The 21,337-nt window shown below is 74.3% G+C and carries 20 protein-coding genes; 4 read left to right on the plus strand and 16 right to left on the minus strand.

The window, feature by feature from the left end; genetic code table 11:
* Positions 1–214: 214 nt before the first annotated feature.
* The 5 genes from ACH4PU_RS30110 to ACH4PU_RS30130 are packed head-to-tail and all read right to left on the minus strand — an operon-like array spanning position 215 to position 5,625.
* Positions 215–1,387, minus strand: a complete 1,173-nt coding sequence (locus ACH4PU_RS30110; RefSeq protein WP_398278905.1) for an MFS transporter — start codon at positions 1,385–1,387, stop codon at positions 215–217.
* Positions 1,387–1,983, minus strand: a complete 597-nt coding sequence (locus ACH4PU_RS30115; protein WP_398278908.1) for a GNAT family N-acetyltransferase — start codon at positions 1,981–1,983, stop codon at positions 1,387–1,389. The genes ACH4PU_RS30110 and ACH4PU_RS30115 overlap by 1 nt, the downstream gene beginning before the upstream one ends.
* A complete protein-coding gene (locus tag ACH4PU_RS30120) occupies positions 1,980–3,200 on the minus strand; it encodes a type III PLP-dependent enzyme (protein WP_398278911.1) in 1,221 nt (406 codons plus the stop codon). The genes ACH4PU_RS30115 and ACH4PU_RS30120 overlap by 4 nt, the downstream gene beginning before the upstream one ends.
* Positions 3,197–4,519, minus strand: a complete 1,323-nt coding sequence (locus ACH4PU_RS30125; RefSeq protein WP_398278914.1) for a DUF6271 family protein — start codon at positions 4,517–4,519, stop codon at positions 3,197–3,199. The genes ACH4PU_RS30120 and ACH4PU_RS30125 overlap by 4 nt, the downstream gene beginning before the upstream one ends.
* Positions 4,501–5,625 carry a phytanoyl-CoA dioxygenase family protein gene (locus ACH4PU_RS30130; RefSeq protein ID WP_398278917.1) on the minus strand — a complete coding sequence of 375 codons (1,125 nt, stop codon included), beginning with the start codon at positions 5,623–5,625 and terminating at the stop codon, positions 4,501–4,503. Before ACH4PU_RS30130 ends, ACH4PU_RS30125 begins: the two co-directional genes overlap by 19 nt.
* 605 nt (positions 5,626–6,230) lie before the next feature.
* On the opposite strand from ACH4PU_RS30130, the gene ACH4PU_RS30135 reads away from it, so the two are divergent.
* Positions 6,231–7,742 carry a glycoside hydrolase family 3 protein gene (locus ACH4PU_RS30135; RefSeq protein WP_398278920.1) on the plus strand — a complete coding sequence of 504 codons (1,512 nt, stop codon included), beginning with the start codon at positions 6,231–6,233 and terminating at the stop codon, positions 7,740–7,742.
* Between the two features lie 87 nt (positions 7,743–7,829).
* Here ACH4PU_RS30135 and ACH4PU_RS30140 read toward each other — a convergent pair whose 3' ends face one another.
* Both ACH4PU_RS30140 and ACH4PU_RS30145 read right to left on the minus strand, forming a co-directional pair.
* Positions 7,830–9,269: an FAD-dependent monooxygenase gene (locus tag ACH4PU_RS30140; RefSeq protein WP_398278923.1), complete on the minus strand. Its 1,440-nt coding sequence runs from the start codon at positions 9,267–9,269 to the stop codon at positions 7,830–7,832.
* 149 nt (positions 9,270–9,418) lie between these two features.
* Positions 9,419–10,399 (minus strand): heme A synthase, encoded by a 981-nt coding sequence (locus ACH4PU_RS30145; protein WP_398278926.1) that lies wholly within the window; start codon positions 10,397–10,399, stop codon positions 9,419–9,421.
* A gap of 317 nt (positions 10,400–10,716) precedes the next feature.
* Here ACH4PU_RS30145 and ACH4PU_RS30150 point away from each other — a divergent pair, with 317 nt between their 5' ends.
* Positions 10,717–10,926 carry a hypothetical protein gene (locus tag ACH4PU_RS30150; protein WP_398278929.1) on the plus strand — a complete coding sequence of 70 codons (210 nt, stop codon included), beginning with the start codon at positions 10,717–10,719 and terminating at the stop codon, positions 10,924–10,926.
* Here ACH4PU_RS30150 and ACH4PU_RS30155 read toward each other — a convergent pair.
* From ACH4PU_RS30155 to ACH4PU_RS30165, 3 genes are read right to left on the minus strand one after another with little or no spacing between them, the layout of a single operon-like run.
* Positions 10,902–11,468, minus strand: coding sequence for a TetR/AcrR family transcriptional regulator (locus ACH4PU_RS30155; protein WP_398278932.1), 567 nt, complete (start codon positions 11,466–11,468; stop codon positions 10,902–10,904). The two genes, ACH4PU_RS30150 and ACH4PU_RS30155, sit on opposite strands and share 25 nt — an antisense overlap.
* A gap of 20 nt (positions 11,469–11,488) precedes the next feature.
* Complete coding sequence (locus ACH4PU_RS30160; protein ID WP_398278935.1) at positions 11,489–12,871, minus strand: amidase; 1,383 nt, start codon at positions 12,869–12,871, stop codon at positions 11,489–11,491.
* Entirely contained in the window at positions 12,858–13,067 is a 210-nt protein-coding gene (locus ACH4PU_RS30165) for a hypothetical protein (RefSeq protein ID WP_398278938.1), read from the minus strand. Before ACH4PU_RS30165 ends, ACH4PU_RS30160 begins: the two co-directional genes overlap by 14 nt.
* A gap of 114 nt (positions 13,068–13,181) precedes the next feature.
* On the opposite strand from ACH4PU_RS30165, the gene ACH4PU_RS30170 reads away from it, so the two are divergent.
* Positions 13,182–14,108: an MBL fold metallo-hydrolase gene (locus tag ACH4PU_RS30170; RefSeq protein ID WP_398278941.1), complete on the plus strand. Its 927-nt coding sequence runs from the start codon at positions 13,182–13,184 to the stop codon at positions 14,106–14,108.
* Between the two features lie 28 nt (positions 14,109–14,136).
* Here ACH4PU_RS30170 and ACH4PU_RS30175 read toward each other — a convergent pair whose 3' ends face one another.
* The 6 genes from ACH4PU_RS30175 to ACH4PU_RS30200 form a co-directional block, all read right to left on the minus strand.
* Positions 14,137–15,006, minus strand: coding sequence for a YceI family protein (locus tag ACH4PU_RS30175; protein ID WP_398278944.1), 870 nt, complete (start codon positions 15,004–15,006; stop codon positions 14,137–14,139).
* A gap of 219 nt (positions 15,007–15,225) precedes the next feature.
* The gene (locus tag ACH4PU_RS30180) at positions 15,226–16,338 is read right to left on the minus strand and encodes a DegT/DnrJ/EryC1/StrS family aminotransferase (RefSeq protein WP_398278947.1); all 1,113 of its coding nucleotides are present in this window, start codon (positions 16,336–16,338) and stop codon (positions 15,226–15,228) included.
* A 57-nt stretch (positions 16,339–16,395) separates the two neighbouring features.
* A complete protein-coding gene (locus tag ACH4PU_RS30185; RefSeq protein ID WP_398278950.1) occupies positions 16,396–16,704 on the minus strand; it encodes a ferredoxin in 309 nt (102 codons plus the stop codon).
* A 158-nt stretch (positions 16,705–16,862) separates the two neighbouring features.
* Positions 16,863–17,882, minus strand: a complete 1,020-nt coding sequence (locus ACH4PU_RS30190; protein WP_398278953.1) for an NAD-dependent epimerase/dehydratase family protein — start codon at positions 17,880–17,882, stop codon at positions 16,863–16,865.
* Positions 17,879–18,511 carry a dTDP-4-dehydrorhamnose 3,5-epimerase family protein gene (locus tag ACH4PU_RS30195; protein ID WP_398278956.1) on the minus strand — a complete coding sequence of 211 codons (633 nt, stop codon included), beginning with the start codon at positions 18,509–18,511 and terminating at the stop codon, positions 17,879–17,881. The genes ACH4PU_RS30190 and ACH4PU_RS30195 overlap by 4 nt, the downstream gene beginning before the upstream one ends.
* Complete coding sequence (locus ACH4PU_RS30200) at positions 18,493–18,681, minus strand: hypothetical protein (protein ID WP_398278959.1); 189 nt, start codon at positions 18,679–18,681, stop codon at positions 18,493–18,495. The genes ACH4PU_RS30195 and ACH4PU_RS30200 overlap by 19 nt, the downstream gene beginning before the upstream one ends.
* A 943-nt stretch (positions 18,682–19,624) precedes the next feature.
* Between ACH4PU_RS30200 and ACH4PU_RS30205 the strand changes: the two genes are divergently transcribed.
* Complete coding sequence (locus ACH4PU_RS30205; protein WP_398278962.1) at positions 19,625–21,058, plus strand: MFS transporter; 1,434 nt, start codon at positions 19,625–19,627, stop codon at positions 21,056–21,058.
* Positions 21,059–21,337 lie beyond the last annotated feature (279 nt).

Genomic DNA, 21,337 nt, shown 5'->3' on the forward strand with positions numbered 1-21,337 from the left:
CCCAGTCCCTCCCCCAGAGGGGGCACCCCCATTCACCGTTTCTTGCGGGGGCTGCGCCCCCGCACCCCCGAAGCGCCGGACGGGCTGGATTGTGCCTGAGCTGGCACTTTCAGCCCGTCCGGCGTTTGAGGACGAGCGGCGAAGCCGCGATCACGGGGGTCTGGGGGCGCAGCCCCCAGGAAACGGCGAAGGGGCGGGACTGGGGACCGAGCCCTCAGCCACCCACCGGCGTCCACCGGATCCGTGTGCTGCACAGCGACACCACGCCCGCCGCCACCGCCACGGCGGCAAAGCCCCAGGCCAAGCCACTCGCGTTGGCGATGAAGCCGATGAGGGGCGGCCCGGCGAGCAGGCCCGTGGTGCCCATCGCGGCGACCAGAGTGAGGGAGTCGGAGCCCTGCCGGGCCGCCGCCGCGTAGACGCAGGGGGTGACGGCCGCGATGCCCAGTCCGACGCAGGCGAACCCGGCGAGGGCCGCCGCCACGCCGCCGCTCAACAGGGCGAAGGCGAGTCCGGCGGCGGCGAGGGCGCTGCCGAGGAGGACGACGCGGCCGTCGCCCCAGCGGTCGCGCCAGCCGTCGGCGAAGAGGCGGGCCACGACCATCATCCCGGAGACGACGGCGATGCCCAGAGGGGCGAGCCCGGCGGACGCGTCGGCGACGTCCTTCATGTAGAGGGTGGACCAGTCGTTCATGGCGCCTTCGGTGACGGTGCCGAAGGCCATGGCGCAGCACATCCAGAGGGTGATGCGGGACGGCAGGGCCCACCGTCCGCCGGTTCGCTTCTCCTCCTCGGCCTCCTGTACCCGCGGCCGCTCCTCCGTGAGGAGTCCGGGCCGAGCGGAGACGTTCAGCAGGACGAGCAGGGCGGCGGCCACGCCGAAGTGTGCCGCGACCGACGAGGTCACCGCGGTCATGCCGGAGGCCAGGAGCGCGGCGAGCAGGGAGCCGCCGCTGAACGTGGCGTGCAGTCTGGCCATGGCGGTGCGTTCGTAGCGGGCTTCGAGGGCGGCGCCCTGGGCGTTCATGGCGACGTTCAGGCAGCCCACGCAGACGCCGTCCGCCCCCAGGACCAGCAGCGCCACCGGGTAGTTCGGTGCGGCGGCCAGGGCCGGGAGGAGCAGGGCCAGGGCGAGTTGCGAGAGCAGGGCGAGCCGCCGGGAGCCCAGGCGCTTCATCAGCAGCGCCACCAGGGGGAACGACACCGCCGCGCCGATGCCCGCGGCCATCAGCAGGACGCCGACCTCGGCCGTGGACAGGCCGAGGTCCGTCTTGAGGGCCGGGATCCGCGCGGCCCAGGTGGCGTACTGGAAGCCCAGGGAGCAGAACAGCGCGACGATCGCCAACTGGGCGCGCTGGAAGGGGTCGTGGGGTCGGAACACGTACATCAGCTCGCTTCGTGGTGCACGGGCGGGCCGTGCGGCACCGTCCCGCCCGGTCGGGGGTCCTCTGGGTCGTCGGCGGACACCGGCCGGGACATGTAGACGGCGTGCGGACCGTAGCCGTCGGGCAGGGGCACGTCCGGGTGCGCGGCGAATCCGCGGGCCGACCAGAACGCCTCGCTGCCGCCGACGGCGACGAGCGAGATCCGTTCGTCCCCACGCGCCCGGGCGGTGCGCGTGAGGTGCCGCAGCAGGTGCCGGGCCAGCCCCCTGCGGCGCAGGTGGGGGGCGACGACGATGTCGTGCAGGTGCAGGTTGGCCGCCGGGCCCGCCGGGCCCGCCGGGTCCGCCGGGTCCCCCGGTGCTTCCGGCCGGGTCAGGTCCGGGCAGCGGAAGTCCGGGTAGGGCAGGGCCAGCAGATAGCCGGCCGGCCGGGAGTCGACGTCCAGGACGAAGCAGGTGCCCGGGGAGGCGTCCGCGCGGGACCGCAGCGCGGCGCGCCCCTCGGAGAGGCCGAGCGCGGTGTAGGCGCCGGCCTCCAGTGCCACGACGGCGTCCCAGTCGCGTTCGGCGATGCCGCGGACGCGGATGCCGCCGCTCACCGGGCCCACTCCGCTCCGTCGTCCGCGGTGCCGGCGCAGGTGTACGGCAGCGGGGCGATCCCGTTGAACCCCTGGGTCATGTAGCTGGTGGCGTAGGCGCCGCAGGACAGCACCCAGACCGGGTCGCCCGAGGCGAGGTCGCCCGGCACCTCGACGGGCGCGTGCCCGGGGGTGTGGGCGTCGTCGCTGTCGCAGGTGGGTCCGGCGAGGACCGCGCGGACGTACGCGGTGTCGTGGTGCCCGGGGAACACCAGCCGGTACTGGAGCGCGTCCATCTCGTACAGGCCGTTGAACTTGCCGACGCTCAGGTACAGCCAGTGCTGCCGGCCGCCGTCCGGGCGGGGGCGTTCGGCGAGGCGGACGACGTGGGCGCGGACGGCGCCGTGGTCGGCGACGAGGTGGCGTCCGGGTTCCACGACGAAGTCCAGCGGCGCGCCGTGGATCCGCCGCAGCGCGGCCGTGCCCTCGCGGATGGCCGCGAAGATGGCGTCGAGCGGCGGGTCGAGGGGCATGCCCCGCAGGTCGAGGTAGCCGAGGGCGGGCAGGCCGCCGCCGAGGTTGACGTGGTCGAGGGTGATCCCGCGCCCGCGCAGGACGGCGAGCACGTCGCCGAGGGACGTCAGCGCGTCGCGCCACGCCTCGGCCGTCATCTGCTGGGAGCCGACGTGCACGGAGAGGCCGGACGGGGTCAGGCCGAGCTCGCGGGCGCGTTCCAGGACGCGGACGGCCTGACCGGGCGGGCAGCCGAACTTGTGGGTGAGGCCCCACAGCGCGCCGTCCCCGCTGGTCGCCACACGGCAGAAGACGCGGGCGCCAGGGGCGTGCCGGGCGAGGGCCTCCACGTCCTCCAGGCTGTCGGACGCGAAGTCGCGGATGCCGAGCCGGTGGGCGTGGGCGATGTCCCGGTCGGACTTGACGGTGTTCCCGTAGTGCATCCGGCCGGCCGGTACGCCCGCGCGCAGCGCCTGTTCCATCTCCAGCGGGCTCGCGGCGTCGACGCCGGCGCCCGCGCGGGCGAGGGCGGCGAGCACCTCGTCGACCGGGCACGCCTTCATGGCGAACCGTACGTCCACGCCGGGGAGTTGACGGCGGAGTTCGTCGTGGCGGGCGCGGATGCCGTCCAGGTCGAAGACGATCCGGTCCTCGTCGGCGGTGGCGAGCGCGGCGAAGAGGGGGGTGGCGGCGGGGCTGTCGCACAGAGTCGTCGTGGCGCTCATCGGGGCCGTCCCGACGGGGTGCGGACGACGGGGGTGGTGCGGGCGGCGCGGACCAGGGCCTCCCATGCCTCGGTGAGCAGGGCGAAGTCCTCGATGTCGCGTCGCGCCTCGTCGAGGAGTCGCTCGCGGCGGCCGGCCAGGAGGTCGGCGAACTCGGCGTACCGTCCGCCGAGCCGGCGGTAGGCGGCGTCGAGGGCGTCGAGCCGCCGGACGTTCCCGGCCCGGTCGAGGCCGGCGCTCTCCCGGGCGAGCGCGGCGACGACGGAGGCCCGGACCCGTCCGCGGCCGTCGAGCAGCGCGTCGCCGGCCTCGGCCATGCGGGCGTAGACGGCGTTGAAGTAGAGCATGGACAGCAGGAACTTGGCGTAGCGCAGCTGGTAGGCCGTGAAGCCGGTGCCGGTGCGGCGCTCGCCGGTGTAGTAGTTGACGATGTGGCGGTTGTGCAGGACGCCGGGGAGTCCGGCGTCGTGGACGAGGTGGATGAGGAAGTAGTCGCTGCCGATGGTGTCGGTGGCGGGCGGCAGCGGTACGCGTTCGTGGACGTCGTGGAAGGCGATGTTGCACATGTCCACGCGCATCGGGTCGACGAGGGTGAGCAGGGAGCGGTCGCCGCGGAAGGGTTCCGTGCCGGCGCCGCGGAAGGACTCGGCGACGAGGTCGCGCTTCTGCTCGTCGGTCCAGTCCTCGGGTGCCCAGAGGCTGACCACGTCGTGGTAGACGGCGGGGTCGAGGGCCTCGATCTCGCCGATGTCGACGGAGAGTTCGCCGATGAAGGAGGCGCCGACCATGGCCACCCGGCGGTCCAGCTGCTCCGGGGCGAGGGCCGTCGCGGTGACGTCGGCGCCGGCGTCCGCGGCGCGCCGGCCCAGCGACGTCAGCTCGTGGTGGATCGGGTACACCGGCTCGCCGTCGAGCGTCTGGTACCGGCTGTCGGAGTCCCTGCGGTGGACGGATTCGCAGCCGAGCGCGGCGGCGATGAGGAAGGCGCGGTTGGTGCAGGCGCCGTAGGAGAGACGGTCCGGGAGCATCAGGTCGAGCAGCAGCTCGGGCTTGGGCCCGCCGGCGTCCGTGATCACCCGCCGGAGGAAGTCCCGCTGCGCGGCTTCGTCGAGGTGGTGTGCCGTGATCCGGGGGTGCGCGGGCAGCCGGCGGACTGCGGCGGCGTGGGCGGCGGCGTCGGCGGGCGCGCAGGAGTCGAGGACGAGCAGGTGCACCTCGACGTCGAAGTGCTCGACGGCGTGGGCGGCTTCGCGGGCGACGGCCGCGATCGTCTCGGCGCAGGGCCTGTTGGTGGGCAGGGTCAGACAGATTCCGCGCATATCTCTTCCTCGGTGGCCCGGCCGTTCTCGGCGGTCGTGGCGGCCCCGGCGGTCGTCACGGGGGCGGCGTCGGCGGATTCGCCGGCGGACGCGCCGTGCCAGGTCCGCAGGCCCAGCAGCTTGGCGCCCAGGTCGGTGAGTTCGGCCCGCCCGTAGCGCAGGGACTCGTGCCGGACGGCGTCGCCGAGGAGGGTGGCGTTCCAGTCCGGGGTGGAGAGGTCGCGCCAGGAGGCGATCCGGGAGGCACGCAGGGCCCGGTGGTTCTCCAGCGCGGGCATCATGGACAGGTACTGGACGGCGCGCACCCCGTCCTCGGAGGTGTTGGGCGCCACTCCGTGGGCCAGCAGGCCGTTCCAGATGAGCAGGTCACCGGCGCGCAGTTCGGGTCGGACGACGGGCATGTCGTCGCGGTCGATGCGGGGCCGGATGGGGTCCCGGTCGTCGGGCTGGAGGGCCTTCCAGCGGTCGAACCGGCGGAAGAGTTCGGGGCAGCACTGGAAGCCGCCGACATCGGGCCGGGTGTCGTCGAGGGCGATGATGCCCTGGACGCGCTGCGGGAGGATGCCCTGGGAGGTGTCGACGTCCCAGTGGAGCTCGATGTCGAAGCCGCGTTCGCGGCGCTCGATCAGGGAGCGGGAGCGGTTGCGGACGTTGGGCGGGTTGAGGTTGAGCCGGTCCAGGGTCACCCACAGCTCTTCGCAGTCCCACACGTCGGCGAAGGCGTCGTAGACGCGCCGGGTCTGCCGGCTGTCCCAGATGAGCTGGTGGTGGTAGGCCTCGACGAAGCCGTAGACGTGCAGTTCCCGGTCCAGGTCGGAGCGCCACTCGCGGTCCTGGTACCAGGTGTCCGGCCGGTCGGGGTCCATACCCTGGAAGTCCCAGGCGAAGTCGAGGAGGCGCCGGGCGGCGGCCGCGGGGATCGCCTCGCGGACGACGACGTAGCCGTAGGTCTGCCAGAAGGCGAAGTCCTCCTCGGACAGCACTCTGAGGGGCCGTCTCTTCTGAAGGTCTCTCAGTTGGGTGCGCGCGAGGTAGGTTTCGCCGTCCGCGCTGAAGTAGGGGAGGTCGGTGACGGCTCGGTGGAGGTAAGGGTCAGCGGTCGGCATGCGGTACTCCGGATCCTTTCTGTCGCCCCCCGGATCTGGGAACGCCAACGGTGCACGGTGGGCGCGAGGGGCGCCGGCGCATGCCGGGGCCGCCTTCGCGCAGGGGTGGGTCACGGTCCGGCCGGTGGGTCCGGAACGCGGGACGGCCGGGGCCGTCCGTCGAAGAGTCTGGGGCGGGAGCCGGGTCGCGGCTCGTCACGCCTCCGGGAACGGCGCCCGTCTCGGGCCGTGGTCCCGGGCGCCGCCGGGGGGCCGGTGAGTCCGTGTCGGTTCTTCCGGGCCGCGCGCCTCACGCGTCCCACTCTGTATGTGCACCCGATCAAGGTGGACTAGACCAACTCCGAATGTCAACATCCGAATTGAGATCATTTCACACGCTCATGATCCATTCGCCCGCTCTGCGCGGGCGCGCGCGAGACCCCGTCAGCCCGCGAACGAACCCCGCAAACCCGGACGTTGCCCATCGAAGTGATGCCGCACACCCTCTTGACACATGCGGTTAACCTAAGCGCACCCTTGTTGGTCTATACCAAAGCCAGCGAGAGTGTCGCCGCCGCTCCGCCGACGCCTTCGCCGGCCGCTCCCCCACCGAAAGGCACCGGCCGATGTCCTCCAGTCAGCACAGCACCACGTTGCGGCGACTCGCCCTCTCCGTCCTGCAGCCGGGTTTCGTGGGCACCGAGGCGCCGGACTGGGTGCTGCGGGACATCGGTGACGGGCTGGCATCCGTCGTCCTCTTCTCGCGCAACATCGTCTCCCCCGAGCAGGTCGCCCGGCTCACCGGGCGGCTGCGGGCGGAGAACCCCGATCTGGTCGTCGCGATCGACGAGGAGGCCGGGGACGTGACCCGGATCGAGTCCGGGACGGGTTCCACCCGGCCGGGCAACCTCGCCCTCGGCACGGTCGACGACACCGGACTGACCGAGGCCGTCGCCGCCGACCTGGGCCGCCAGTTGCGCGCCGCCGGGGTGAGCCTGGACTACGCGCCCAGCGCGGACGTCAACTCCAACCCGGACAACCCGATCATCGGCGTCCGGTCCTTCGGCTCCGGCCCCGAGGTCGTCTCCCGGCACACCGCCGCGTGGATCCGCGGGCTCCAGTCGTCCGGCGTGGCGGCCTGCGCCAAGCACTTCCCCGGCCACGGCGACGTCGCCGTCGACTCCCACCACGACCTGCCGGTCTACGGCGCAGGCCGCGAGGAGATCGCCGCGCAGGCGCTGCCCCCGTTCCGGGCCGCCGTGGACGCGGGCGTCCGCGCCGTCATGAGCGGCCACCTGCTGGTGCCCGCGTACGACCCCGGCCTGCCCGCCACGCTGAGCCGGCGGATCCTGATCGACCTGCTCCGCGGGGAGCTCGGCTTCGACGGCCTGATCGTGAGCGACGCCATCGAGATGGGCGCGGTCTCCGGCCCCCACGGCATCGGCGGGGCCGCGGTGAAGGCGGTGGCCGCCGGCGTCGACGCCGTCTGCGTCGGCGGCGAGAGCGCCGAGGAGTCCACCGCCCGCCTCCTGACGGACGCCCTCGTGGACGCGGTGGTCCGCGGCGACCTCGCCGAGGAGCGGCTCGCGGAGGCGGCCGGCCGGGTGCGGTCGTTCGCGGACTGGTCGACGGGGCTGCGCCGGGCCGCCTCCGCCGGCGCGGCCGACGGCGGCATCGGGTTCGTCGCCGCCCGCCGCGCGCTCCGGCTGACCGGGGCCGTGGACGCCGCGCTGCCGCTGGCCGCGCCGCCCCATGTGGTGGAGCTGGTCCCCGCCACGAACCTGGCCATCGGCAAGGAGACCCCGTGGGGCGTCGCCGGCCCGCTGAGCGAGCGGCTGCCCGGGACGACCTCCGTCCGGCTGTGCCCGCAGGACCTGGGCGCGCCCGACGCCGCGCTGGAGACGCGCGCGCTGGGGGCGGCGGTGGGCCGGCCGCTGGTCGTCGTCACCCGGGACGCCCCGCGCCACGCGTGGATGAGCCGGGCTCTCGCGGACCTCACCACGGCGCGTCCCGACGCGATCGTCGTCGAGATGGGGCTGCCGGGGGCCGCGGCGCCGGGGGCGGTGCAGATCTTCACCCATGGCGCGAGCACGGCGTCAGGGGTGGCCGCGGCGGAGGTCCTGGCGGGCGGGCGCTGAGCTCCCCCAGAGGGGCACCCCCCCCATCGCCGATTCGTCCAGGGCCGCGCCCCGGACTGCCGGCCTCGCGGCCGCGCCGCGAGGTCCTCAGACGCCGGACGGGCCGGAACGCAGCCCGCCCAGCCGCTCCGCCACCTCCCCCGCGCCGGACGGCGGGACACGCAGCGCGACATGGTGGTCGGGCCGCACCAGCAGCAGGTCCGGCGCCGCCGGTTCCTCCTGGACGCGGACCAACGCGCCGAATTTCCCGGCCAGTTCGCGCAGCACCGGGCCGTCCGGGCCGCGCAGGGTGAACCACGGGCCGCCCTCGCCGCGCCGCACCCCGCCCGCGCGCTCGCCCGCGTCGGGGCCGCCCCACGCCAGCGAGCTCCACGGGTAGCCGACGCGCAGCGTCGTGGTGTCCTCGGTGACGGCGGCCTCCGTGCCCACGCCCGCCCTGCGCACGCCCTCGCGTACCGCGCCGAGGCGCTCGTCGGTCAGCCGCAGGGTCCACGCGGCGACCGGCAGGCGCTCCTCCTCGTAGGTGTCGAGCAGTTGCTCCGCCGCCTCGCCGCGGTGCACCAGCGCCAGCTTCCAGCCGAGGTTGAAGGCGTCCTGGACGCCGGTGTTCATGCCCAGTCCCCCGGCGATGGAGTGGACGTGCGCGGCGTCGCCGGCGAGGAAGACGCGGCCGACGCGGAACCGGTCGGCCATGCGGACGCTGATGCGGTAGACCGAGGTCCACCGCACGTCGGTCAGGCGGACGTGCGGCACGCGGGCGTGGCGGTCGAAGGTCCGCTGGAAGGACTCCTCGGAGGGCGGCAGCACCGCGCCGTCGGCGTCGCGCTCGGGCGCGGCCTGGAGCTGCCAGTGGTCGCTGCCGCGGAAGGGGCAGAGCATGATGCCGCCGTCCTCGTCGAACCACTGGTGCCAGTAGGCCGGGTCGAGCCCGTCGGCCCGTACGTCGCCGATCACCATGCACTCCTCGGCCTCGGTGGCGCCCTCGAAGGAGAGGCCGAGGAGCTTGCGGACGGACCCGCGCCCGCCGTCGCAGCCGACGAGCCGGTCGGCCCGGATCCGCCGGCCGTCGGCGAGGTCGGCGGTCACCCCGTCCTCGTCCTGGAGCAACCCGGTGAGCTCACTTCCCAGTTCGACCTCGACGCCGAGCCGGGCCAGGCGCCCGCGGAGGATCTCCTCGGTCCGCCACTGCGGGATGAGCAGCCCGCTCGCGTACGGAGTGTCGGCCGTCGGGGCGTTGTCGCCGAAGCTCACGTAGTCGCTGACGGGGACGCCGCCGCGGTATTTGCGCAGGGTGATGCGATCGATGCCGGAGGCGGCGGCCTCCTCGCCCACCCCCAGGTCCTCGAAGATCTCCCTGCTGCGCTGGTTGAGCCCCTTGCCGCGGGACTCCCGGTGGAACGCCGACGCCTTCTCGACGACGCGGACGGCCACTCCGGCGCGCGCCAGCACGATGGCGAGCGTCAGCCCCGTGGGCCCGGCGCCGACGATCAGGACCGAGGTGTCCGACGGGGCGGTGGTGCGGGTCATGGTGGTTCCTTCCCCCGGTGAGCGCTGAGGCGGCGCTCGCCGTCCGGCGCGCGCCGCCCCGCCATGAAAGCTCACCGACCCCCGAAAAAGCAACTCGGTAATGATTGATTCTTGGTAAAATAAATCGGGAGAGGTGGCGTACCAGGGCGTCAGCGGCTGGAGAGCGTGGTCGGGCGTTCGGGCCGGTTTTCGGTCTCGGCGGCCGGCGCCGGACGGCCTGAAGTCGCCGTTCCGACCGTTAGGTATACCTGGACGGCGCCGGCCCAGACGAGGGCCGAGCCGAAGAGGTGGAGGATGACGGCCAGGGCGGGCAGACCGCTCAGGGACTGCATCAGGCCGATGCCTCCCTGGGCCACGACGGTGATGAGCAGGAGCACGGTCTTCTGCCGGGCCAGGGCGTGGCCGCGCTTCGGCAGGACGGACAGCAGGTAGATCAGCAGGCCCAGGACGGCGGCGCCCAGCAGGCCGTGCAGAGTGGTGACGAACCTCCAGTTCAGCGGCATGCGGGAGACGTCGGACGAGTCGCCGGCGTGCGGGCCGGTGCCCGTGGCGAGGGTGCCCACCAGGATGAGGAGGCCGTTGGCGGCGAGCAGGGCGACGGTGGCGGGGCGGACGGCCGGCGGCATCGGCACCGCCGGTCTCGCCTCCTCGCCGTGCCGCCGGACCCGGTGCCAGGTGACCACCGCGGCCGTGAGCAGCAGCATCGCGGCGAGGAAGTGCGCGGCGACGATGTACGGGCTGAGCTTCATCTTGACGGTGAGGCCGCCGACCAGCGCGTTCAGGACGACGATCCAGAACTGCGCCCAGCCGCCGCGCAGTACGGAGGGCATCGGGGTGCGCTGGAGCCGCGCCGCGACGATGACCCAGCCCACGACGGCGCAGAGCACCCCGGTGAGCAGGCGGTTGCCGAACTCGATGGCACCGTGCATCCCCATCTCCGCGGTCGGGGCGAGGGTGCTGTCCGTACAGGCCGGCCAGTCCGTACAGCCCAGACCGGAGCCGGTGACGCGGACGACGCCACCGGTGACGACGATGCCGATACTGGCCACGACCGAAAGGAGCGTTGCCCATCGGACACTGCGGGGCGCGAGCGTATAGCGGTCGGCGAGCCAGGAGAGAGGTGTGCGCACGATGATCCCTTTCGTGCTCCGTGATACCTGGGCGCCAGCGTACGCGCGGGGTGGTGGCAAGGGTGCCGTTCCGGACAAGGCCGGCGGGGCCCACCGTCACCCGGGCGTCCGAGAGCCTCAGGTTCGGTGCCCGGTGGCCCGTGGGCGGGTGCGCGCGGCCCGGCGGCGGGGAGCGCACGGAGAGGCCCGAGAGGCGTTCGGCGAGCGCGTCGCGCAACTGCGGCCGTTCCGCGATCGGTTTCCCCAGCAGGGACCTCAGCGCGGCGCCCTGCGGCGAGAAGCCCATCATCAGCGCGGTCTGCGCCCGGGTGCGCTCGATGGCCGGGCCCGCCACCGGCGCCCGCGACCGGCTGCGCGCGGGGGTCGACGCACGGCGGTTCCCAGGAGTGGGCGCCGCCCTGGAGGACTTCATGTCCGTCGGCTTCGAGGCGCGGTTCCGGTTCGGGGTCGGGCAGATCCTCCGCGCCGCCGCGCTGCCGGCGGCGCCCGGGGGGCTGCCGGGTCAGGGCAGGGGCATCAGCCGGTAGAAGACCGTCGCGACGAGCCGGCGGGCGAAGGCGGCGTCGAGCGGTCCGGGGCGGAAGAGGACGCGGTAGATCATCGGCGCCACCAGATGGTCCATCACGGTCTCCACGTCCGGTACGTGCTCGCCGCGCTCCGCCGCGCGGCCGAGGATCAGCTCGACCTGGTCGTGCGCGAAACCGGAGCACTGGCCGGCGTGGGAGCCGTCCGGGTCGCCGGCGAGGGCGTCGCGGATGTACGAGCGGCCGGGCGGGGACGACATCTCCTCCAGGAAGGCGACGGCCCAGTGCTCCAGGTCGGCCCGCAGGTCGCCGTGGTCCGCCGGGGGCGCCTCCGGGCGCAGGCGTTCCACCGCGACGTCGGAGAGCAGCTCTTGGAGGTCACCCCAGCGGCGGTACACGGTCGAGGGGGTCACCCCGGCCCGGGCCGCGACGAGCGGCACGGTCAGGGCGGCCCCCTCGGCCTGGAGTTCGCGTACGGCCCGGTGGACGGATTCCTGGACGCGGGCACTGCGGCCGCCGGGGCGTACGGCGGGTCTGGGGCTCATGGCCCCATCTTAACGCGACTTCATTGCGAAACGAGCCGGGCGGCGGCGCGGTCCGGCGCCAGGCCAGGCCTGCCCGGCACGGCCTCCGTCCGCTCCAGGGCGTGACCGACCCCGAGGAGGGTCGCCTCGCCGAACGGCCGCCCGATGAGCTGCATGCCGACCGGCAGCCCCGCCCCGTCGAGCCCGACCGGGAGGGAGAGGGCCGGCAGACCGGTGATGTTCGCCGGTGCGCACAGCCGTACATAGGCGTCGGCGACGGTCTCGGTGCCGCCGTCGGGCCACCGCACGGTCTCCGTGTCCCGGGGGACGGCGGTGAGCGGGACGGTCGGCGCGGCGACGACGTCCACGTCGTCGAAGAGGCGCGCCCACTCCTGCCGCATGAGGGTGCGGGCGCGCTGGGCGCGCAGGTAGTCGCCGGCCGGGACGAGCCGCCCGGCCTCCAGCAGCGGGTGGACGTCGGCGCCGTACAGCTCGGGGGACGAGCGGAGGGTCTCCTCGTGCACCGCGCTCGCCTCGGACACCATCAGCCCCCACTGCGTGGCCTTGACGTGCTCGGCGAGGGGGATCTCGACGTCGACGAGGCGCGCCCCGAGGTCCCGCAGCCGCTCGATCACCGCGCGGACCGCCTCCTCCACGGCGGGGTCCACCCGGTCGAAGTAGTGGTTGCCCGGGACGCCGACGCGCAGGGCGGCGAAGTCGGGCCGCCACTCCGCCGTCTGACGTCCCGTCAGGGCCGCCAGGACGAGACCGGCGTCCCGGCTGGTACGGGTCAGGGTGCCGACGTGGTCCAGCGACCAGGAGAGCGGGACCACCCCGTCGACGGGGACGAGCCCGTACGTGGGCTTGAGTCCGACGACGCCGTTCAGCGCGGCGGGGACGCGGACGGAGCCGCCGGTGTCCGTTCCCAGGGCGAAGGTGGCCGCGCCGGCGGCGACGGCCACCGCCGAGCCGCCGCTGGAACCGCCCGCCACCCGGTCCGGCGCCCAGGCGTTGCGGGTCTGCGGGGTGGTCAGCCCGTAGGCGAACTCGTGCGTGTGGGCCTTGCCCAGCAGCACCGCTCCGGCCTCCGCCAGGCGCGCGGCGACGGTGCTGTCCCGGAGCGCCGTGTGGTGCTCGCGGACCCGGGAGCCCGCCCTGGTGGGCACGCCGGCCACGTCGATGAGGTCCTTGAGCGCCATCGGCACGCCGTGCAGCGGCCCGCGCCGCCGCCCTGCGGCGAGTTCGGCCTCCGCGCGGGCGGCGGCTCGGCGCGCGGTGTCGGCGAGGACCTCGGCGTAGGCGTTCAGGTCCGGCTCGACGGCCTCGATCCGGGCGAGGACGGAGTCGGTGAGCTCCACCGGCGAGAGGTCCCCGGCCGCGACGGCTTCGGCCGCTTCGGCGAGCGTCAGCTCATACGGCCGCATCGGCGCGCTCTCCTTCCAGGGGGCGGGCTTGCGGGGAGCGGCCGGCGGTGTCCGGCCGGTACTCCGCCGCGGGCCGGACGCCGTCGAGGTCGAGTCCGCGCAGGGTGCCGAGGACGGACAGGACGTGGTCGGCCGTGGCCGCCACGGCGGCGGTCCGGCCGACCGTCTCGGGCGGGCCCGGGTCCGGTGTGGTCATGACGTGCCTCCACCTTCCATGCAAATGCAGAATCTTTGCGTTAGCGGCACCCTAGGCCCTAGGCTCCGCTTAACGCAAAGATTCTGCATTTACCGCCGGAGAGGACCCGTGCCCATGCTCCGCCCCGATCCCTCCCCCGAGCCGTCCCCTCAAGCGGCCGTCCGCACGTCGTGGCAGGTCGGCGACGTCCGCGTCCACCGTGTCGACGAGATCGCCCTCCCGCCGGAGACCGGTGCGTGGCTGCTGCCGGACGCCACCCGGGACGTCGTGGCCGAAGTGCCGTGGCTGTGGCCGGACTTCACCACGTCCGACCACGCTCCGCTGCTCGCCAGCCACACCTTCGCCTTCGAGGCGGGGGGCATGCGCGTGCTCGTCGACACCGGCATCGGCAACGGCAAGACCCGCGCCAACCCGGCGTGGCACCACCTGGACACCGGCTACCTCGACCGGCTCACGGCGGCCGGCTTCCCGCCCGAATCCGTCGACCTGGTCGTCCTGACCCATCTGCACACCGACCACGTCGGCTGGAACACCCGTGCCGCCGGCGACGGTTCGTGGGTGCCCACCTTCCCCAACGCCCGATACGTCACCTCACGTACGGAGTGGGACCACTGGGCCGGGCAGGCCGACACCATGGAGGAGAGCCGCCGGCAGATGTTCCGCGACTCCGTCGACCCGGTCCGGGACGCCGGGCTCCTCGACCTCGTCGACGTCCACGACGGCCCCGCCCACCTCGCCCCCGGCCTCCGGCTGCTCCCGACGCCCGGGCACACCCCGGGTCACATCGCCGTCGAACTCCGCGCCGCCGGAGGGTCGGCCGTCATCACCGGCGACTGCGTCCACCACCCCGTCCAGCTGGCCCGCCCCTGGATCACCAGCTGTGTGGACACCGATCCCGCCCGGGCCGTCCGCACCCGCCGCGGCCTCCTCGCCTCCCTCGCCGGCACGGACACGCTCCTGCTGGGCACGCACTTCCCGCCGCCGACGGCGGGCCGCGTCACCGCCGAGGGGGACGGTTTCCGGCTCGTGCCGGTGTCCTGAGACCGGCCGCGGCGAGCCCGCCCGGGGCTCAGGACTGCGGCACCGCCTGGATGTCGAGCTCCACCCGGATCGTCGCGCCGATCATCGCGATGCCGCGCTGCATCATGGACTTCCAGTTCAGCGTGAAGTCCTCGCGGTGGAGTTCGGTCACGGCCGAGCAGGCGGCGCGGGTCTCGCCCATGATGCCGGTGCCGATGCCCAGGTAGCGGGTGTCGAGGGCGACGTTGCGGCTGACGCCGTGCAGGTTCAGTACGCCTTGGACGGACCAGCGGGGGCCGCCGCGGTGGACGAAGCGGTCGCTGGTGAACTGCATGTACGGGTACTGGGCGACGCCCAGGAACTCGGCCGAGCGCAGGTGCTCGTCCCGCTGCCGGACGCCGGTGTCGATGCTGGCCGTCTCGATCACCACGTCCAGGCGCGACTCCTCCATGCGTTCGCCGATCCACAGGGTCCCCTCGAACCCGTTGAAGCGACCGTGCACATGGGCGAGGCCGATGTGGCGGGCGGCGAAGCGCACGGCGGTGTGGTCAGGGTCGATGCGCCAGGCGCCCGGCGTGGGCAGGACCGGCGCGGGGGCCGGCTCCATCGCGACCGGCTCGACGGTGGCGTGGGCGCCGGCGGCGCAGCTGAAGGGGCGGCGGACCGGACGGAACCCCTCGCACGTCACCGCGAGTACGTAGTCGCCCGGCGCCAGGGTGGCCGTGAACCGGCCGTGCGGGTCCGTCTGACCGGTCAGCACCTCCCGGCCGGACGCGTCGCGGACCGATATGTCCGCGCGGTACAGCGGCAGTTGCACGGGGTCCAGCACCTGGCAGTCCAGCCCTCCCGCGCCCTCCGGGAGCCGGACACCCCCCTGCCCCGACGAACCCTTCCAACGGCGCAACAGCACGAGAGCCATCCCCGCCACACCTTTCCCCTCAACACGACAACCGCCCCAACACCACCACACCAAGCCACACCAGCGCAAAACGACCTATCGGGCACCATCAGTACCATCGGTAACAGTGGCGGTCATCACGCCCATGAGGTGTCATCAGGTGCAGCAAGCCCCATCAGACCCGCTCACCGGAAACCGGCCGGCCCGGCCGGCATGACGCCCCACGTCCCCGCACCCCCATCAGTCCACAGTGGACAGCACCTTGAGCAGGGCCTCGATCACCCGTTCCTGGACGTCCCGGCGCAGCGACGGGTACATGGGCAGCGAGAAGATCTCCTCCGCGCACTCCTCCGTGACGGGGAGGTGGGCGTCGGCGGCGGGGGTGCCGGCGAAACCTTTCATGGTGTGGACGGGCCAGCGGTAGCTGACGTTCAGCTCGATGTCGTGGGCGCGCAGGCGCTCCAGGATGAGGTCGCGCCGGGGGTGGCGGGCGACGTAGAGGTAGTAGACGTGGTCGTTCCCGGGAGCGATGTGGGGCAGGGTGAGCGAGGTGTCCTTCAGGGCCTCCTGGTAGCGGTCGGCGACGGCGCGCCGGGCGGCGATGTAGTCGTCGAGCCGGCGCAGCTTCCGGCGCAGGATCTCGGCCTGCACCTCGTCGAGCCGGCTGTTGTGGGCGGGAAGGGTCTCGACGAAGTAGCGCTCCTCCATGCCGTAGTAGCGCAGGCGCCGCAGCGCGCGGTCGACGTCCGCGCGGCCGGTGAGGACGGCCCCTCCGTCGCCGTAGGCGCCGAGCACCTTGGTCGGATAGAAGGAGTAGGCGGCGGCGTCCCCGAACGTTCCGGCGGAGGTGCCGTTCCGGCGGGCGCCGTGGGCCTGGGCGCAGTCCTCCACGACCGCCAGTCCATGGGCGCGGGCGACCTCCCCGATCTCCTCCATGGCGGCGCACTGGCCGTACAGGTGGACCGGGACGACGCAGCGGGTACGCGGGGTCACGGCGGCGGCCAGGGCCGCCGGGTCCATGAGGAAGGTCGCCGGGTCGATGTCGACGAACCGCACGTCCGCGCCGGTGCCGGCGATGGCGACGACGGTGGGCGCGGCCGTGTTGGACACGGTGATCACCTCGTCGCCGGGGCCGATGCCGAGGGCCTGGAGGGCGAGCTTCACCGCGTTCGTCCCGTTGTCGACGCCGACGCAGTGGGCGATGCCGTGGTAGGCGGCGAACTCGGTCTCGAAGTCCCGCACGCTGGGCCCCAGCACCAGGCGTCCGGAGGAGAACACCGTGTCCACGGCGTCGAGGATCTCCGCGCGTTCGGCCTCGTACTCATCGCCGTAGGCCCATACCAGCACGCTCATGCACATCCCACCTCGGGTCGAAGACGAACAATCGGATGAAGCAGTGGGGCCGATGGACTACCGCTCCGGGGCGAGGACTTCACCCGTCGCGGCGTCGCGCACGGTGAGGGCCTCCATCGGGCAGGTGTCGGCGGCGTCGGTCACGCTGGGATCGGGGTCGACGATCTCCTCGACCGGCCGGGCCCTGCCGTTGTCCAGGCGCATGTGCCGGGAGGCGGTCCCCAGGCACAGGCCGGTGCCGGCGCAGACGTTCCGGTCCACCTCGATGCGCCACCGGCCTGCGGTGGCGGCCGGTCCGGGGGCCACTTCTGGGGGCAGGGGCCGGTCCTGTGGTGGGGCGTCGGGCGCGGTGCGGGGCTCGGGCATTCTCTTCTCCTCGGGGCGGGCGGCGGGATGGTGGTGCGGGCTCGGGACCGATGAGCCGGACCGCGGCTCGGGGACGCGGCGCGAGGCCGCGGTCCGACGCCGTGGTTCAGGGCCGCGGTCCAACGTCGTGGCTCGTGGCCGTGGTGCAGGGTCGTGGCTCAAGGCCGTGGTGCGGGGTCCGGCGCGTCGACGGTGTGCCGGTACAGGGCGTCCACGGTGCGTTCCAGCGCCTGGTCCAGCGTCAGGCGCGGCTGCCAGCCGGTGACGCCGCGGAACGCGGACGCGTCGATCTCGACGCTGTGGAAGTCGGCCAGTTCGGCGTACTCGGGCGGGTCGACGGTGAGGACGGGGACGGGCGGCCGGCCGGTGCGGTCCGCGACGAGGTCGGCGATCCGGCGGAAGACGGCGCCCAGCGGTTCGCCGTGGCCGCTGCCGATCAGCCAGTGCCGGCCGACCAGTTCGTGCCCGTGGTCGAGGGCCGCCGCGAAGGCCCGGGCGACGTCGTCGACGTGCAGCAGGTCGCGGAGGACGGAGCCGTCGTGCCACATGGTGATGGGCTCGCCGGCCAGGGCCCGTTTGGTCATGGCCGCGACGACGCCCTTGGAGGTGGTGCGGCCGGGCGCGCAGCCGATGACGGTGGGCAGGCGCAGGGTGATCCCGTGGACGTCGCCGGCCCGGGTCGCCTGCTCCAGCAGCCGTTGCGCGGCGAGTTTCTGCCGGTCGTAGGCGCCCTGCGGCTCGTCGGGCTCGGAGCCGTCGATGAGCGGGGCGGCGGACAGGCCGACCTGGCTGGCCGCCCCGGCGTAGATCACGGTGGCCGGGCGGCCGCCGGGGCCCGGGCGGAGGACGTCCGTGAGGTGCCGCATGGTGCCGACGTTGACGCGCTCGGCGACCGGGTCCGCGCCCCGCCAGTTGATGTCGCCGGACAGGTCGGCCAGCAGGTGGACGACGACGTCGGAGCCGTCGACCGCGGCCGCGAGGGCCGCCGGGTCGGTGGCGTCGGCGATGCGCAGTTCGACGTCCTTGGCGTCGGCGACGGCGGCCGGCGGGCGGTGGCCCCGGGTGACGAGGCGCAGCCGGACCGGCCGCCGGACGAACTCGGCCGCGACGGCGGAGCCGATGAACCCCGAGGCGCCGAGCACGGTCACCAGCGGGCGCTTGTCGTCCGGGGCGTTCACGCGCCGCTCCCTTCCCGGCTCTCGCCCGGGTACCCGCCGTAGAGGGCGGCCTCGATCTCCAGCGACTTCCGGTAGTCCGGCAGCATGCCCCGCTCGGCGGACTCGTCCAGGGTGAGGGCGACTCGGTCGCGTTCGGACAGGATGGCGTCCTCGGTGGGGACGGGGAGGTTCAGCGCCGGGTCGTGGACGGAGACGGCCTGTTCGTGGGCGGCGGTGTAGGGGACGGAGAGGAGGTACGTCATGACCGTGTCCTCCAGGGCGACGAAGGCGTGGCCGAGCCCGACGGGCAGGTAGACGGCGCTGGGGTGTTCGGCGGTGAGCACCACCGACTCCCACACCCCGAAGGTGGGGGACCCGACGCGTATGTCCACCACGATGTCCAGCGCCCTGCCCTGGGAGCAGTGGACGTACTTGGCCCCTCCCGGCGGGGTCGTGGTGTAGTGGACGCCCCGGACGACCCCGCGGCGCGAACGGCTGTGGTTGGTCTGCCGGATGGGGAACAGGCCGTGCCCGGTGGCCTTGACGAAGGGCTCCTCCTGGAAGGGCGAGGCGAGGTGGCCGCGCTCGTCGGGGAAGTTGTCCGGGACGCAGTGAAAGGCGCCGGCGATCCTCAGTTCACGTACGTCCATGAAGGGGCCTTTCGGTAGGGGTGGGTGCCGTGGGGGAGCCGACGGCGGCCGTGGGGGCCGGGGCCGCGGAGCGTGCCGGCGCCCGGGCGGCGGGCGGTCCGGTGCCGCGTCGCGGTGCGGTGCGCGCCGGTGCGTACGCGCGGGCGGCGGGCCCGCGTCTCGTCGGTCACCGGCGGTCACCTCCACGGTCCGGCCCGGCGGCGGTCGTCGACGGAACCGGGAGAACGGAATGGGGAGAACGGGAACGGGGAGAACGGAAGGGAGAGAACCGACGGCGGGAAGGCGCTCCGTGGCCGGTTCTCGGTGAACCGGTGCCGGGGCAGGGGGACGGGGACTCCCCGCCGCCCGGTCACCGAAACGATGCGCCCGCGGGGCCGTTCAAGGAAAGCGGCGTTCGAGCCCGGGGGCTCGTCCGGCCGCCGCGTGCCTCGCTCCCGGACGGGGTTCCGTGCCCGACCCCGCCTGCGGCGGACGGGCCGGGGGCGGTACGGTGACCTGCCGAAAGATCCGGTGCGGGCCGGGGCGGCCGGTGTTCAACCGCGCAGTCACCACGGTTGAACGGCCACCGGTGCGACGGCGGCAGCCGGGACCGTGCGCCGTCGCGGGGCGCTTCCGGCATCGGCCTTCCCCACCGGCACCCGCGACAAGCACAACCAACGTGCCGAGCGGCCGAAAAGCAAGACCCGGAACCGGCCTTCGGCCTCCGCTTCGCCTGTGGACCCGCCGTGCTCCGGAGACGCCCGAGGCGGGGCTGGGGCGGCGCGGGAAGCGGCCGTATCCGGACGTCCGCGGGCGCGTTCCGCCGTGCCATGCTGGCCTTCGGGAGGGAGCGGGGGGCCTCCGGCGGCGTCGGCCGCGGGCCGGACGCCGCGCGGGCCGGGGCCGCTTCCCGTCGCCGTCCGGGAACCAGCGCGCTCCTCCGGCCGACTTCCTCGGGGCGGTGTCCTTCCCCGACGAGGCCGGGAGCTCCAGGAGTTCGGCCCGGGCCGGGGGGCCACCGCGCGATCGTCCGACCACCGGGGCGCGGGCCGCGCCGGTGGCGGGGCACGGGTGCGAGCGCCCTCGACACCCGGAACCGGTCAACGGCGGCCTCACGGCCTCGGAGGGGAAACGATGCGGCACGGTACGGAGGAACTGCCGGAGGGCACGCGGCGCCCGGCCGAGGACGAACGGCCCCGGTGGGTGCTGGTCGGCATCGCCGGAGTGCTGTCGTTCGTGGCCATGCTCGACATGAACATCGTCAACGTCTCACTGGCCGATATCGCGCACGACCTCCGGGTCTCCCCCTCCATGGCGCAGTGGACGGTACTCGGCTACCAACTGGCCGTCGTGGCACTGCTGTTGCCCGCCGGGCGCTGGCTGGACCTGAGCGGCGGCGGGACGGGCACGGGGCTGCGGCCGGCGGTCCTGACGGCCACGTCCGGGTTCGCCCTGTGCGGCCTGCTCTCCGCGGCGTCGCCCTGGATGCCGATGCTGGCCACGGCGCGCGTGCTCCAAGGGGCGTTCGCGGCCGTGCTGTTCGTCCTCATGCCCGTCCTGGCGGCCCGGTCCGTACCGCCGCACCTGCGCGGCCGGGCCATGAGCGTCCCGGCGACCCTGGGCCCCCTCGGCGCCGTCACCGGGCCGGCCGTGGGCGGTGTCCTGCTCGACGCCTTCGGGTGGCGCGCGGTGTTCCTCGTCAAACTGCCGTTCTGCCTCGCGGCCCTGCTGGTGGCGCGCCGCGCGCTGCCCGCCCGGGGGCGCCTCGTCGCGCCGGACCGCCGGCTGCTGGCCGACGCCGCGCTCGTCGGCAGCGCGATCACCGCGCTGCTGCTGGCCCTGACCCTCGCCCCGTCCTCCCCCGCCTGGCTCCTGCTGGCGCTCGCCGGACTGCCGCCCGCGGTGCGGTGGCTGCGCGGGCCGGGCGCCCGGCCGGTGGTGGACGTGGTCCGTGCCTCGGGTACGCAGGGCGTCTACGGGGCGGTGTTCGCGCTCGCCTGCGGTTTCGGCGCCATGCACTACGTCGTGGCCCTGCGGTTGCAGGACGACAGCGGGCTGTCGGCGACGGCCACGGGCCTGACCGTCCTCGCGTTCCCGCTCGCCATGGGCGTGGCCGGGCCCTTGGGCGGACGCCTCGCCGACCGGTACGGGCACCGTCCGACCGCCGTCGCCGGTGCCGCCCTCACCACCCTCGGCCTCTTCCTGCTCACCCTTCTCGGCGACCACGACTGGTCCACCGGCGACATCGTCTGGCGGCTCGCCATAGCCGGCGCCGGCATGGGCCTGTACGGCGGGCCCACGCAGGCCCTGGTGATGAACGCGGCGCCCCCGAGGGCCGCCGGAACGGCCGGCTCCGCCGTCCAGCTCTCCCGCAACCTCGGCTTCACCTTCGGCCCCGCCCTGGCCTCCGCCACCTGGGGCCTCACCGACTCCCCCACGGGCGCCCGCTACGCCCTCGCCGTCGCCGCGACGGCGGCCGCGGCCGCGTGCGCGCTGCTGGTCGTACGGCGCAGCACGGCGGGCGAGGCGGAGGGCGCGCCGGCGCCCGCGCCGCCGGTGGGCCGCTGAGTCGCGGGCCGGTGCGGGAAGCGGCCGGGCGGTACCGCTCCGCACCAGGCCGACGTGGCGGACCGACGGACACCGCCCGACGCCCGGCACCGGAGCGCGGGTCGTCCCGTCCCCGCGCCTCCGCTCGGACCCGCGGGCCGGTACGGAAGCTGCCGGACCTGACGCCGAGCGCGCCCCGGACCGACGCGGCGGGACCCACGCGCGCTCGACCATGAGCCCGGAACCGCCCGTCATCCGCCCCGCTCCCCACCACGCCTACGGCAGCCGCCGAACCGTGTG

The sequence above is a fragment of the Streptomyces sp. NPDC021100 genome (assembly GCF_044333095.1).
GTDB lineage: Bacteria > Actinomycetota > Actinomycetes > Streptomycetales > Streptomycetaceae > Streptomyces.

Excerpts from the sequence above, each read along its gene's own strand:
- ACH4PU_RS30110 (WP_398278905.1), bottom strand. The coding sequence starts at position 1,387 with ATGTACGTGTTCCGACCCCACGACCCCTTCCAGCGCGCCCAGTTGGCG.
- ACH4PU_RS30120 (WP_398278911.1), bottom strand. The coding sequence starts at position 3,200 with ATGAGCGCCACGACGACTCTGTGCGACAGCCCCGCCGCCACCCCCCTC.
- ACH4PU_RS30125 (WP_398278914.1), bottom strand. The coding sequence starts at position 4,519 with ATGCGCGGAATCTGTCTGACCCTGCCCACCAACAGGCCCTGCGCCGAG.
- ACH4PU_RS30130 (WP_398278917.1), bottom strand. The coding sequence starts at position 5,625 with ATGCCGACCGCTGACCCTTACCTCCACCGAGCCGTCACCGACCTCCCC.
- ACH4PU_RS30135 (WP_398278920.1), top strand. The coding sequence starts at position 6,231 with ATGTCCTCCAGTCAGCACAGCACCACGTTGCGGCGACTCGCCCTCTCC.
- ACH4PU_RS30140 (WP_398278923.1), bottom strand. The coding sequence starts at position 9,269 with ATGACCCGCACCACCGCCCCGTCGGACACCTCGGTCCTGATCGTCGGC.
- ACH4PU_RS30150 (WP_398278929.1), top strand. The coding sequence starts at position 10,717 with ATGGCCGGGCCCGCCACCGGCGCCCGCGACCGGCTGCGCGCGGGGGTC.
- ACH4PU_RS30155 (WP_398278932.1), bottom strand. The coding sequence starts at position 11,468 with ATGAGCCCCAGACCCGCCGTACGCCCCGGCGGCCGCAGTGCCCGCGTC.
- ACH4PU_RS30160 (WP_398278935.1), bottom strand. The coding sequence starts at position 12,871 with ATGCGGCCGTATGAGCTGACGCTCGCCGAAGCGGCCGAAGCCGTCGCG.
- ACH4PU_RS30165 (WP_398278938.1), bottom strand. The coding sequence starts at position 13,067 with ATGACCACACCGGACCCGGGCCCGCCCGAGACGGTCGGCCGGACCGCC.
- ACH4PU_RS30170 (WP_398278941.1), top strand. The coding sequence starts at position 13,182 with ATGCTCCGCCCCGATCCCTCCCCCGAGCCGTCCCCTCAAGCGGCCGTC.
- ACH4PU_RS30175 (WP_398278944.1), bottom strand. The coding sequence starts at position 15,006 with ATGGCTCTCGTGCTGTTGCGCCGTTGGAAGGGTTCGTCGGGGCAGGGG.
- ACH4PU_RS30180 (WP_398278947.1), bottom strand. The coding sequence starts at position 16,338 with ATGAGCGTGCTGGTATGGGCCTACGGCGATGAGTACGAGGCCGAACGC.
- ACH4PU_RS30185 (WP_398278950.1), bottom strand. The coding sequence starts at position 16,704 with ATGCCCGAGCCCCGCACCGCGCCCGACGCCCCACCACAGGACCGGCCC.
- ACH4PU_RS30195 (WP_398278956.1), bottom strand. The coding sequence starts at position 18,511 with ATGGACGTACGTGAACTGAGGATCGCCGGCGCCTTTCACTGCGTCCCG.
- ACH4PU_RS30205 (WP_398278962.1), top strand. The coding sequence starts at position 19,625 with ATGCGGCACGGTACGGAGGAACTGCCGGAGGGCACGCGGCGCCCGGCC.